The following is a 12,330-nucleotide window of genomic DNA, read 5'->3' on the forward strand; positions in this document are numbered from 1 at the left end:
TTTGTTCAGAAAGTCGGGGTTCAGGCGTAGGCGCCGTCAAGATAGGGGTCGACACTGCGCGCCGGGTCCGCTGAAACGCCGGTGCGGTCCAGGCCGGACAGGGTGCGTGCGCCGTCGTAGTACGGATCGACGTTGCGCGCACCGTCCGTGAACGGGTCGACGGCACGCGCGCCGTCGCTGTACGGGCTGCGTGCCTCTTGCACGGAGCGGGCACCGTCGGTGAAGGGGTCTCGCGCGCCCGGCTGGGACAGTGCGGCGGCCTGCGCACCGGCAGCGGCGGCAACCAGGGCGATGGCGAAGACAAAGCGCTTGGCGATGTTGTGGGTAGTCATGATCGTCTTCCTTAAAGGTTTGGGTTCGGTATTGCGCGGCAGGGACTGGCTTTGTTGAGGTTCGCCGCCGGGCCACGGAATGCATTTAAGGCGATCGATGTATCTGGCCCGTAGCGCGTGAGGGGTGTCTCTGTCGAAACACGTATCGTTGCAGCTGCGTGATACAGACGGGTACAAATTCATGCGCGAACGGGCTGGGGAGCCGCATCGGCAGGGGACTCGGACAGGCTTATGCGCCACATTCTGCGCCTCTGCATGCACCTAGGGTTTCTCCCGAAAATCCTCCGTACGCCCTTGTTTTGATTGTGATTCTGGTTGAACGGCAGCCGTTGCTAGTCGTGGCGGTGACCAACTTCGACCTTGACCATCCGTCGAAACCGCCGATAATGCAAACGTTTGCAAAGGAGGCAAAACATGGAAACTTCCAGCGAGCGGCAGGCGCCACAAGGCGAGCGTCTGGCGCTGATCGAGGACGAACACTCGGTGACAGGCGTGGTCCAGGCGGCCATGGCCAATACCGCCAATCCCCGCCTGCGCTTCATCATGGATTCCCTGGTGCGGCACCTTCACGGGTTCCTGTCCGAGGTGCGGCTGTCCGACGAGGAATTCGAGCTTGCCCTGGGGTATATCGCCAGCCTGGGCCATGCGACCAATGCCAAACACAACGAGGTTGTGCTGGCTGCCGACGTGCTGGGGCTGTCGACGCTGGTGACCGTCATGAATAACAGCACCAGGGACGGGCGCACGCCCGGCGCGCTGCTGGGCCCGTTCTATCGCGCCAACGCGCCGCGCTATGACTGCGGTGACTGCGTGGTGCAGGACGACGCGCCTGGCTTGCCGCTGCTGGTCAGCGGCACCGTGCGGGCGACCGATGGCACGCCGCTGCCAGGCGCCCTGGTCGAGATCTGGCAGGCGTCGCCGGTGGGACTGTATGACAACCAGGATCCGGCCCAGCCCGACCGCAACCTGCGCGGCTGCTTCCATACCGATGAAAGCGGCGGCTACCACTTTCGCACGGTACGGCCTGCCGGCTATCCCGTGCCGACCCACGGCCCGGTAGGCACGCTACTGGCCGAGCAGCAGCGCCATCCGTACCGGCCGGCGCATATCCATTTCATCGTCGCGGCGCCGGGTTACCGGACGCTCGTCACCCAGGTGTTTGCCGACGCGCCGGACAAGCTGGAATCCGATGTCACGTTCGGCGTGCATCGGCAGCTGGTTGGCGATCTCCGGCTGCACCACCAAGGCCCCAGCCCGTGGGGCGATGTGCCGGCGCCGTTCTACACACTGGCGTTCGATTTCACGCTCGAGCCCGGCGAGCAGACCTTCCCGAAGCCGCCGATCGACTGATCGCCGGATCGGCTTCCCCTGACCCATTCCCACATTGAAACCATGAGTGCTACTTTTCTTTCCGGCAAGGTGGCCGTGATCCTCGGCGGCACCGGCGCGATCGGCTTTGCCGCCGGTGAAACGCTGGCGCGCCTTGGCGCAAGCGTCGTGCTGACCGGGCGCGACGCCGACAAGGCGGCCAGTGCCGCGGCGGCCTTGCCGGCCGGCAACCATCTTGCCGCTGTGGCCGAGGTTGCCGACAGCGCCTCGCTGCGCGCGCTGGCCGACGAGGTCAGCCATCACTACGGCCGCGTCGATATCCTGGTGAACACCGCAGGCTTTACGCGGGCGATCCCGCACGCCGACCTGGACGCCCTGGACGATGCGCTGATCGATGAACTGTTTGCCATCAACTGGCGCGGGCAGTTTGCTGCGATCCGTGCGTTCGCGCCGCACCTGCGCGCCAATGGCGACGGGCTGGTGGTCAATGTCGGGTCCATCGCCGGCCGTACGGGGCAGGGCAGCAACGTTGCGTACTGCGCTGCCAAGGCCGGGCTCGATGTCATGGCGATGTCGCTCGGGCGCGCGCTGGCGCCGCATATCCGCGTGCTGAACGTATCACCGGGCGTGGTCGATACCGCCTTCGTGCCGGGACGCGACAGCGGCTTCAACGAGCGCGCCGCCAAGTCGACGCCGCTCAAGCGCGTCGGCCAGGCACAGGACGTGGCCGATGCCATCGCGGCCTGCGCGACGTCGCTGCGCTTTGCCACCGGCACCACCATCGTCGTGGACGGCGGCCGCCAGCTTGGATAGGCCGGGCCCCGCTTGTTTACCCAACCGAATTTCCATCACTGACCTTCGCTCATGCACGCACGCAAGACCATCATCACCTGCGCGGTGACCGGTAATATTGTCACCCCGGAGCAGCACCCCGGCTTGCCGGTCACGCCGGCCCAGATTGCCGACGCCGCGCTGGAAGCCGCCGAGGCCGGCGCAGCCGCCGCCCACATCCACGTGCGCGACCCCGAAACGGGGCGCCCGTCGATGTCGCTCGACTACTACGCCGATGTCATCGACCGCATCCGCAAACGCAACCGCTCGCTGATCATCAACCTCACCACCGGGCCCGGTGGCCGCTTCGTGCCGAGCGAGGACGAGCCGCGCGTGGCCGCGCCGGGCACCACGCTGCTGCATCCCGCCAAGCGCGTCGAACACATCGCGGCGCTGCGCCCGGACGTCTGCTCGCTCGACCTGAACACCATGAACTCCGGCGGCGACGTGGTCATCAACACGCCCACCAACGTGCGCAAGATGGCCGGCGTGATCCGCGCGGCCGGTGTCATGCCCGAGCTGGAGATCTTCGATTCCGGCGACCTCAATATGGCGCTCGACTTCATCCGTGAAGGCGTGCTGGACGGCCCCGGCCTGTGGACCCTGGTGCTGGGCGTGAAGTACGGCTTTGCGGCCACCCCGGAAACCATTTTCTACGCGCGCAACATGCTGCCCGCCGGCGCCCACTGGTCGGCCTTCGGCATCGGCCGCGCGGAGTTCCCGATCGTGGCCCAGGCATGGCTTGCAGGCGGACACGTGCGTGTCGGCATGGAAGACAATATCTATCTGGAGAAGGGCGTGCTGGCGCCAAGCAACGCGGCGCTGGTCGCCAAGGCGCGCGACATCGTCAGGTCGCTCGGCGGCGAGATTGCGTCGTCGGCCGAGGCCCGGCGCACGCTTGGCCTGCGCGAGGCCTGATCCCGGCCATACCGAACCAAACATTTCAGGAAGGAATCACCATGAACACGATTCGAGTCAGCGAGAAAGCCGCCAATATCGACGCCCTGCAGCTGGAGCTGCTCGGCGTGCCGCGCCCGGAAGCGGCGCAGGGTCAGGTCATCATCGAAGTGGCCAGTGCCGGGGTCAACCCGAGCGACGTGAAGGCAACGCTCGGCCTGATGCCGCATGCGGTCTGGCCGCGCACGCCGGGCCGCGACTACGCAGGCCTGGTGGTCGACGGTCCCTCCGAACTGCTGGGCCAGCAGGTCTGGGGCAGCGGCGGCGAGCTCGGCATCCGCCGCGACGGCACGCATGGCAAGTATCTGCGCATCCAGGCCAGCGCCGTGCGCGCCAAACCGGCGTCGGTGTCGCTGCTGGAAGCCGGCGCCGTGGGGGTGCCGTTCATTACCGCCTATGAAGGGCTGCGCCGCGCGGGCATGCCGCAGGCTGGCAGCACCGTGCTGGTGTGTGGCGGCAATGGCAAGGTGGGGCAGGCTACGATCCAGATCGCCACCGCGCTCGGCGCGCGTGTTTTTGCGGTGGAGCGCACCGCGGAAGCCTATCGCGGCCATGCCAGCGGCGACGTGCGCATGATCGATGCCAGCAGCGAATCCATTGCCGCGGTGATGCGCGAAGAGACCGACGGACACGGTGCGGACATCGTCTACAACACGGTGGGAAGCCCCTACTTCGAACAGGCCAACCAGGCCATGGCGATCGGCGCGGCGCAGATCTTCATCTCGACCATCGAGAAGCCGGTGCCGTTCGACATCTTCGCCTTCTATCGTGGCCAGCACGCCTATGTGGGCGTCGACACCCTTGCGCTGGACAGCAACGCCTGCGCGGGCATCCTTGACCAGCTCGCACCGATGTTCGCCTCGGGTGCGCTGCGGCCGTTCCCGGTCTTCTCCGACTACACCTATTCGCTCTCCGACGCCAAGGAGGCCTACCGGGCGGTCCTGCAAGGCGCGACCGAACGCGTGGTGCTGAAGCCGTGAACACGACCCGGTTCGCGCAGGCGCCGGCCTACTTTCCGGCCAATCATGAAGGCATGCACTGCCTGCGCCTGCAAGGGCATGAAGCGGGACCGTCCGAAGCCTTGTGGATGGGGGTCTCGGTGCTGTTGCCGGGCGGCCATACGTCGATGGATGCCGCGCCCGTGGAAAAGCACTACGTCGTGCTGGAAGGCGAAGTCTGCATCGCCACGCCCGACGAGCGCGTGACGCTGGCCCAGTTCGATTCCGTGCGCGTGGCGCCGGGTGAGGCGCGGCAGGTGTTCAACCCGGGCAATCGGCCGGCGATGCTGTTGCTGGCGATGCCGTATCCCAAGAGCTGATGTTTTTTGGGCCGGACTGCAAACGATTGCAAAAGAGCGGGGCAGACGGCCCGCCCACAACAACCACGACAAACCAGGGGAGACAAATGAAGTCCATCAGAAAGCCCAGCCATCTGCTCATGCTGGCCATGGCCGCAGCCTGTGGCGGCGAGGCCAGCGCGCAGTCGGCCGTGACGCTGTACGGGCGCATCAATACGGCACTGGAGTATTCCTATGCCAACACCGCGACCGACGGCACCCGCCTTGGCGGCGTGGGGCGCCTGACCAACAACCGCTCAGTCTTCGGCATGCGCGGCGAAGAAGGCCTGGGCGGCAGCCTGAAAGCCATCTGGCAGATCGAAAGCAATTTCTCGCTCGATACCGGCCAAGGCCAGGTGGCCGGGCGCAATACGCGGGTGGGGCTGCAGGGCGATGCCGGCACGCTGTTCCTGGGGCATTGGCAGACCCCATACACCGAATCGACAACGGCCTACGATCCGTACTATCCGACCACCGCCGGCTATATGGCGCTGATCGGCAACGGCTCCACGTCCAGCTCCGACAACGTCCAGGACACCAGCTCGTTCGACCGCCGGCAGAAGAACATCATCGTCTACAAGTCGCCGTCGTTCGCCGGCTTCAGCGGCGCTGCGGCGTGGGGCGTGAATGAGGAGAAGACCACCGTACCGCGCAATCCCGGGTTGTATTCGTTCTCGGCGGCCTACGACAACGGCCCGCTCAACGTGGTGCTGGCCTATGAAGTCCACCAGCACTACCAGACCGCCGGCCGCAACGATGATGCGATGAAGGCGGGCGTCTCGTACAAGTTCCCCACCACCACCGTGGCGCTGCTCTATGAACGGCTCCACTACCGCACCGCGACCGGCGACCTGACCCGCAACGGGTACTACGCGTCGCTGGTGCAGAAGCTCGGGCCGGGCAGCGTGCGCGTCGGTTTTGGCCTTGCCAGCAATGGCGCGGGCAATGCGACCGAGACCGTGGGCTTCTTCCGCAGTGGCGCGGAAACGGGTGCCACGCAGGTCACGGTCGGCTACGACTATCCGCTGTCCAAGCGCACCGCGCTGTATGCGTACTACAGCCGCATCAACAACAAGCGCAATGCGATCTACGACTTTGCCATCAATGAACTGGGCGTGAGCGCGGGTTCAGACCCGCAGACGGTCGCGCTCGGCATGCGGCACTTCTTCTGAAGCAGGGCGGCACGCCCGGCATGGGCATGCCGCATTCATCGGCGACGCGCGGTGTTCGCGCTCGCTTCTGGAGTGAGGAGACACAGAATGATTCGATCCATCCAAGGCACCGTGCTGGCGCTGGCGTCATCGCTCATGCTGGCGGCCGCACCCGCCGCCCACGCGCAACCGCAATATCCCAGCAAGCCGATCCGGCTGGTGGTGCCGTTCTCGGCCGGCAGCGCCACCGACATCCTGGCGCGCATCATCGGCAGCAAGATGGGCGAGGGCGGCACTTACCAGGTGATCGTGGACAACCGCCCCGGCGCCGGCGGCACCCTGGGTGCCACCGGCGTGGCCAAGGCGGCGCCGGATGGCTACACGCTGATCCTGGTTTCGGTCGGGCACGCCATCAACGCCACGCTGTATCCCAAGCTCTCGTATGACACGGTGAAGGACTTCGCGCCGGTCTCGCTGGTGGCCACGGTCCCCAATGTGCTGGTGGTCAATGCCGCCAGCAAGTACAAGTCGGTGCGGGACGTCGTCAACGCCGCCAAGGCGACGCCGGGCGGGCTGAATTTCGACTCGGCGGGTTCGGGCAGCTCCACCCACCTGAGCGGCGAGATGTTCAAGATGCAGGCCGGCATTGACATCGTCCATATCCCGTACAAGGGCACGGGCGAAGCGCTGACCGACGTCATGGCTGGCCGGGGCGACATGATGTTTGCGCCCAGCGTATCGGCCATGCCGTTCGTCAGGCAGGGCAAGCTGCGGGCGCTGGCGGTCACCACGGCCAGGCGCGCCAGCGCGCTGCCGGAGATTCCCACGGTGGCGGAGTCCGGCTTCCCCGGCTACGCGTTCGACTCCTGGTTCGGCGTGCTGGCGCCCGCCGGCACCCCGAAGGAAATCGTCGATGCGCTCAATGCCGAGATCGGCAAGGCCTTGGCCGCGCCGGATGTGCGCGAGCGCCTGGCCGCCCAGGGCGCGGAGCCAAAGCGCTCGTCGCCGCAGGAGTTCGCTGCCTATATCCAGGCGGAGATCGGCAAGCTGGCGCCGGTGGTCAGGCAATCCGGCGTGAAAGCGGGGCAGTAGCGGCACCCGGCAGGCGTGCGGCGACGGCGCGGGGCTGGCTTAGAATGGTGGTTTCCAACCCTCCCCGGGCTGCCGCCCCGCCAACTGCCGTCATGCCTGAGCGCAAGCGCCTCACCCTGAAAGACCTGGCTGCCGAGATCGACGTGCATTACTCGACCATCTCGCGAGTGATGAACCCGGCCACGCGGCACCTGGTGGCTGAGGACGTGGCGGCCCGCATCCTGGAGGTTGCCGAGGCGCGCGGCTTTCGCCCCAACCGCATCGCGGCGGGGCTGCGCACCCAGCGTTCCGGACTGGTGGGCGTGGTGCTGCCCGATATTTCCAACCCGGTGTTTCCGCCCATCCTGGCCGGGATCGAATCCGTGCTGGCGCAGCAGGGCTACGTGCCGATCGTGGTCAATGCCGGTACCGACAAGAGCCGGCAGCGCTTTGTCATCGACCAGATGATCGGCCGGCAAGTCGAAGGACTGGTGCTTGCCACCGCGGAACGGGACGATCCGATCCTCGCCTACTGCCTTAAGCAGCATATCCCCGTGGTCACGGTCAACCGGGGCGATGACACGGGCCGGGTGTCCTGCGTGGTGAGCGACAACCTGCTGGCCATGCGGCAGACGGTCGACCACCTGGTCGGCCTGGGCCACCGCCGCATCGGGCATATTGCCGGGCCAGCCACGCTGTCGACCGGCTTCCTGCGTCGCGAGGGCTTTCTTCAGGCGGTCAAGCGCCACCGCCTGCGCCGCGGGGAATGGCAAGTCATGGAGGCCGCCAGCTATTCGCGCGAGGCCGGCCGGCTCGCATGCGAGCAGCTCTTCGCGGCATTTCCGCAGGTGACCGCTATCGCCGCCGGCAATGACCTGGTGGCGATGGGCTGCTACGACTACCTGCGCGAGCACGGCATGCGTTGCCCCGAGGATGTCTCGGTGGTGGGCCACAACGACATGCCTTTCGCCGACGCCCTGACGCCGCCGCTGACCACCGTGCGCATTGCCGTCCACGAAATGGGCGAGGAGGCTGCCCGCCTCCTGCTCAGGAAGATCGACAAGCCAGCCTCCGATGCCGTCACCGTGCAACTGACGCCGCAGCTGATCGTGCGGGGTTCCACTGCTGCGCCGCGCGCAGCGGAATAGCCGAGGGTCAATGCCCTGCTATCAGGCGTGGGCGCCGTCCTGGTAGGGATCGAAGCTGCGCGCCGGATCAGCGGACGGACCCGTGCGGTCCCAGCCGGCCAGGATGCGTGCACCCTTGTCGTACGGGTCGACATTGCGCGCGCCCTCGGTGTACGGGTCGCGTGCGTCCTGCACGGCGCGGGCGCCGTCGGTGAATGCGTTGCGTGCGTCCTGCACGGAACGTGCGCCTTCGCTGAACGGATCGCGCGCACCGGGACCGGCGGCCTGGGCGCCGGCGGCGGCAGCTGCCAGGGCGAGGGCGAGAACAATGCGCTTGGTGAGATCGGTAATCATGGTCGGTTTCCTTGAGGTCTGGGTTGAACTGCGCGGCCGGGGGATCGTCTTGTCGACGCATGCCGTCGGTCCACGAGATGCATTAAAGGAAACCGGTGTATCTGCGCTATAGCGTGGAGACCCTGTTTCTGTCAGGGCACGTATCGTCCCCTGTGCTTGATACATAGCGGTACAAAAGGACCATGGGAGGCGCCTGCTGGCGTAGGTGGCAGGGAGGAGGCGCGCGGCGGCCGGAGCGCTTGCCGGATACCGCGCGCCCCGGGGAAGGTGGTGTAAAGGCCGCGCGCGTCCGCGAGCCGTCAGTTACCGGGCAACGCCGTACCGGGTAGCGGGCTGGTCACGCGAAAGATTGGGGCCGAGCGCGGCGCGTGCCGCCTCGAACGTGTTCCAGTCGGCCACGTCGGGCAACGACGGCACGGTAATCACCTCGCCCTGGTCCAGCCCTGCCAGGGCCGCGTCGACCAGGTCGTCGCCGCTCATGACTATCGATTGCGGCAGGTTCTCGACCGGCTGGCCGGCGGTGTCCCAGAACTCGGTGCGGGTGGCCCCCGGCAGGACCGCCTGGATGCGCACGCCCTTGCCCGCAAGCTCATGTTGCAGCGACTGGGTAAAGGCCAGCACAAACGCCTTGGTGGCGCCGTAGACACCGTTCAGGACCTCGGGCGCGACCGCCACGATCGAGGCGATATTGATGATGGTGCCCTCGCCGCGCGCAACGAACGCCGGGGCGGCGGCGTAGGTGAGCCGGGTCAGCGCCGTGACGTTGAGCTCGATCATTGCCTGCATGGTGTCGACATCCGATTGCAGCAGCGGTGCAGCGCCGCCGAAGCCGGCGTTGTTGACCAGCGTGGTGATGCTTGCATCCGTGCGCAGGATCTCTTCGATGCGTCGTACATCGGCTGCCTGGCCAAGGTCCGCGGTCACGATCTCGACCGAGCGGCCGGTATCGTCGGTAATCCGGCGGGCCAGTGCTTCCAGCCGCGCGCGGTTACGCGCCACCAGGATCAGGTCGTGGCCCCTGCGCGCCAGGCGCTCCGCATAGATGGCGCCGATGCCGGAAGAAGCACCGGTGATGAGGGCGGTGCCGGAATGGTTGTGCGTGGTCATGTCAAAGCTCCAGATTCAGTGAGGGCGGGGATGTTGGTGGCGGTCGGCGCTGGATCGGCCGGCTGCGTGAAGCCAAGATTAGGCGCACAATGGCGTTGGCACCAATGTCATAGATGCCACCTTTTCTGCCATCCGGGAAGGACACCTTCCTGCTGCCCTCGGGAGACCGACATGCATCACGTGGCCCTTGCCCTCTATCCCGGCTTCCAGGCGCTGAACCTCGCGGTCTCGACGGTGCTGGAGTTCGCCAACCGCTCGCTCGGAGAGCCGCTGTACAAGGTCCACCTGCTGTCCGAGCATGGCGGCCCCGTGTTGAGTTCCGGTGGCTTTTCCGTCGGCACCGAGCCGTTCGGCAAGCGTCGCTTCGACACCGTGCTGGTGGTGGGAGACAACGACGTGCTGCCCACGCCGCCCGCCCTGGTGAAGTTCCTGCAGCGTGCGGCGCGGACTTCGCGGCGCATCGGCGCCACCTGCACCGGTGCCTTCAACCTGGCCGAGGCCGGGGTGCTGGACGGCCGCCGCGCCACCACGCACTGGTACTACGCGGAGCAGTTGCGGCGGCGCTTTCCGAACGTCGGCGTGGAAGAGGACCGCATCTTCATCATCGATGGCCCGGTCTGGACCTCGGCCGGGATGTCGGCCTGCATCGACCTGGCGCTGGCGCTGGTGGAGAAGGACGCGGGCGCCGCGGTTGCGCGCGATGTGGCGAAGTTGCTGGTCGTGTATCACCGGCGCGCCGGCGGCCAGTCACAGTTCTCGGCACTGCTGGACCTGGAACCGCGCTCGGACCGCATTCGTGCCGCGCTGGATTTCGCGCGGCAGAACCTGCAACAGGAACTTTCGGTGGAACAACTGGCGGATGCGGCGCACCTGAGCCCGCGGCAGTTCGCGCGCGCATTTCGTGACGAGACCGGGCAGACCCCCGCCAAGGCCGTGGAGCACCTGCGCGTGGAGGCGGCCAGGCTGATGATGGAAGGCGGCCGCCATGCCATCGATGTGGTGGCGCGGGATACCGGCTTCGGCGACCGCGAGCGCATGCGGCGTGCGTTCCTGCGGGCATTCGGCCAACCGCCGCAGGCGATCCGGCGCATGGCGCGCGGCGACGAACTGCAGACCGCGTAGGGGCGGCCGTGCCGGTACAGGGGCATGCAAGGAAGTCGGGTATCCGACTTGTTACCCCAGGTACCAATTCCTGTTCCGCGCCATGCCTTTATCCCAGGCTGGCGCGCACATAGAGTTGGTCGCGTGACCCTCACCTGATTGGAGCCAGCATGTCTGTGCAAGAACGTCTCGCAGCGCGCGGCCTGGTGCTGCCGCAGCCACCGCAGCCCCTGGGCAGCTATAGCGCGGTCAGCCAGGCCGGCGACCTCCTGTTCATTTCCGGGCAGTTGCCCTTGCAGGATGGCAAGGTGGTCTGGCAAGGCCAGGTCGGCAAGGACCTGGATGTCGGGCAGGGCAAGCGTGCCGCCGAGCTGGCGGCGCTCAACGTGCTGGCGCAGATCCATGCCTACCTGGGTGGCTTCGAGCGCCTGGACCACATCGTCCGCGTCGACGGGCACATTTCCAGCGCGCCCGGCTGGTTCGGGCAGCCGGCGGTGCTCGACGGTGCCTCGGACCTGTTTGGCGAGGTGCTGGCAGAGAAGGCCGGCCACGCGCGCACCATTTCCTCGCACTTCCAGCAGCCGGCGAATGCGGCCGTGATCCTCGTGGTCATTGCCCAGATCCGGCCTGAATAAGCGCGGCGTGAGCCGCTACGCCGAGAACTTCTCGACCAGGAAGTCGACGAACGCCCGTACCCGGCGCGAGACGTGGCGCGCGGACGGGTACAGCAGCACAAAGGGGCGCGTACTGCCGCCGTAGTCCTTCAGCACCTCCACCAGCGTGCCGTCGCGCAGGTCCTGTTCCACCACGAAGCGGTAGGTCTGGAACAGGCCCGCGCCGGCGCGCACCAGAGTGGCCCCGCCCAGGATGTCTTCTGACGCCGCATACGAGCCGGCGGTCACGATATCCGTGTCCTCGCCGTTGACCCGGAACGTCCATGGGATCCGCCGGCCGCTGCTCGGGCGCTCGAACTGGATGCACTCATGCCTGAGCAGGTCCTCCAATGACTGCGGTGTGCCGGCACGCCGCAGATAGCCAGGCGTTGCCACCACCACCAGCTCCGCGTCTTCCAGCTTGCGCGCGATCAGGTTCGAGTCATCCGGCGCACGCCCGCGCACCGACAGGTCATAGGTGTCATCGGCGAAATCCACGTTGCGGTTGCTGATGTGCACGTCGATCTCGACTTCGGGGTAGCGCTCGCGGAATGCCGGCAGCACCGGCAGCACGCGATAGTGCGCGTAAGGGGTCGGCAGGCTGATCCGCAAGCGCCCCGCGGGGGCAGCCTGCTGGCCGCTGATCTGCCGCTCCGCGTCCACCAGCTGCGCCAGTGCGCCGCGGCTCTGCTCGAAATACACCCGGCCTTCGTCGGTCAGGCGGATCTGCCGCGTGGTCCGCACGAACAGCCGCACCCCCAGGCGCTCTTCAAGCCTTTGCACAGTGCGGCTGACTGCGGGCGGTGTCACGCCCGCGGCCACTGCCGCCGCGGTAAAACTGCCCAGCTCCGCGGCCAGGCAGAACAGCTCGATGCTGCCAAGCTGAAGGTCATCGAATTGCCGTTTCATTTCTTTGCTTGCGACCGCAGGCCGCACCGGATCAAGCGATGTATCCATCATATGTGCGCCACTGGCAGAAGT

14 protein-coding genes are annotated in these 12,330 nt (G+C 66.9%); 10 read left to right on the top strand and 4 right to left on the bottom strand.

What is annotated here, in order from left to right; translation table 11 throughout:
* Window positions 1-20: 20 nt before the first annotated feature.
* Window positions 21-332 carry a hypothetical protein gene (locus AC3WRR_RS09485; RefSeq protein WP_010810276.1) on the bottom strand — a complete coding sequence of 104 codons (312 nt, stop codon included), beginning with the start codon at window positions 330-332 and terminating at the stop codon, window positions 21-23.
* Between the two features lie 414 nt (window positions 333-746).
* On the opposite strand from AC3WRR_RS09485, the gene AC3WRR_RS09490 reads away from it, so the two are divergent.
* The 8 genes from AC3WRR_RS09490 to AC3WRR_RS09525 all read left to right on the top strand — a co-directional run bounded on the left by AC3WRR_RS09490 (window position 747) and on the right by AC3WRR_RS09525 (window position 8,155).
* Window positions 747-1,682: a dioxygenase family protein gene (locus tag AC3WRR_RS09490; RefSeq protein ID WP_010810275.1), complete on the top strand. Its 936-nt coding sequence runs from the start codon at window positions 747-749 to the stop codon at window positions 1,680-1,682.
* Window positions 1,683-1,724: 42 nt separating this feature from the next.
* Window positions 1,725-2,474 carry an SDR family NAD(P)-dependent oxidoreductase gene (locus tag AC3WRR_RS09495; RefSeq protein WP_037023341.1) on the top strand — a complete coding sequence of 250 codons (750 nt, stop codon included), beginning with the start codon at window positions 1,725-1,727 and terminating at the stop codon, window positions 2,472-2,474.
* Window positions 2,475-2,525: 51 nt separating this feature from the next.
* Window positions 2,526-3,410, top strand: a complete 885-nt coding sequence (locus AC3WRR_RS09500) for a beta-keto acid cleavage family enzyme (protein ID WP_010810273.1) — start codon at window positions 2,526-2,528, stop codon at window positions 3,408-3,410.
* A gap of 41 nt (window positions 3,411-3,451) precedes the next feature.
* Entirely contained in the window at window positions 3,452-4,429 is a 978-nt protein-coding gene (locus tag AC3WRR_RS09505; RefSeq protein WP_492296777.1) for a quinone oxidoreductase family protein, read from the top strand.
* The gene (locus AC3WRR_RS09510; RefSeq protein ID WP_010810271.1) at window positions 4,426-4,767 is read left to right on the top strand and encodes a cupin domain-containing protein; all 342 of its coding nucleotides are present in this window, start codon (window positions 4,426-4,428) and stop codon (window positions 4,765-4,767) included. Before AC3WRR_RS09505 ends, AC3WRR_RS09510 begins: the two co-directional genes overlap by 4 nt.
* Window positions 4,768-4,853: 86 nt before the next feature.
* A complete protein-coding gene (locus AC3WRR_RS09515; protein ID WP_010810270.1) occupies window positions 4,854-5,957 on the top strand; it encodes a porin in 1,104 nt (367 codons plus the stop codon).
* An 87-nt stretch (window positions 5,958-6,044) separates the two neighbouring features.
* A complete protein-coding gene (locus tag AC3WRR_RS09520) occupies window positions 6,045-7,028 on the top strand; it encodes a tripartite tricarboxylate transporter substrate binding protein (RefSeq protein ID WP_010810269.1) in 984 nt (327 codons plus the stop codon).
* A gap of 92 nt (window positions 7,029-7,120) precedes the next feature.
* Entirely contained in the window at window positions 7,121-8,155 is a 1,035-nt protein-coding gene (locus tag AC3WRR_RS09525) for a LacI family DNA-binding transcriptional regulator (protein ID WP_010810268.1), read from the top strand.
* A gap of 21 nt (window positions 8,156-8,176) precedes the next feature.
* Here AC3WRR_RS09525 and AC3WRR_RS09530 read toward each other — a convergent pair whose 3' ends face one another.
* The gene (locus AC3WRR_RS09530; protein WP_439671965.1) at window positions 8,177-8,488 is read right to left on the bottom strand and encodes a hydroxyquinol 1,2-dioxygenase; all 312 of its coding nucleotides are present in this window, start codon (window positions 8,486-8,488) and stop codon (window positions 8,177-8,179) included.
* Window positions 8,489-8,791: 303 nt separating this feature from the next.
* Window positions 8,792-9,595, bottom strand: a complete 804-nt coding sequence (locus AC3WRR_RS09535; RefSeq protein WP_010810266.1) for an SDR family NAD(P)-dependent oxidoreductase — start codon at window positions 9,593-9,595, stop codon at window positions 8,792-8,794.
* 171 nt (window positions 9,596-9,766) lie between these two features.
* On the opposite strand from AC3WRR_RS09535, the gene AC3WRR_RS09540 reads away from it, so the two are divergent.
* Window positions 9,767-10,717 (top strand): GlxA family transcriptional regulator, encoded by a 951-nt coding sequence (locus tag AC3WRR_RS09540; RefSeq protein ID WP_010810265.1) that lies wholly within the window; start codon window positions 9,767-9,769, stop codon window positions 10,715-10,717.
* Window positions 10,718-10,866: 149 nt separating this feature from the next.
* A complete protein-coding gene (locus AC3WRR_RS09545; RefSeq protein ID WP_492296779.1) occupies window positions 10,867-11,331 on the top strand; it encodes a RidA family protein in 465 nt (154 codons plus the stop codon).
* Window positions 11,332-11,346: 15 nt separating this feature from the next.
* Here AC3WRR_RS09545 and AC3WRR_RS09550 read toward each other — a convergent pair whose 3' ends face one another.
* Window positions 11,347-12,258, bottom strand: a complete 912-nt coding sequence (locus AC3WRR_RS09550; RefSeq protein WP_010810263.1) for a LysR family transcriptional regulator — start codon at window positions 12,256-12,258, stop codon at window positions 11,347-11,349.
* Between the last annotated feature and the right edge of the window lie 72 nt (window positions 12,259-12,330).

The sequence above is a fragment of the Cupriavidus sp. FW305-3-2-15-C-LB2 genome, from assembly GCF_058787575.1.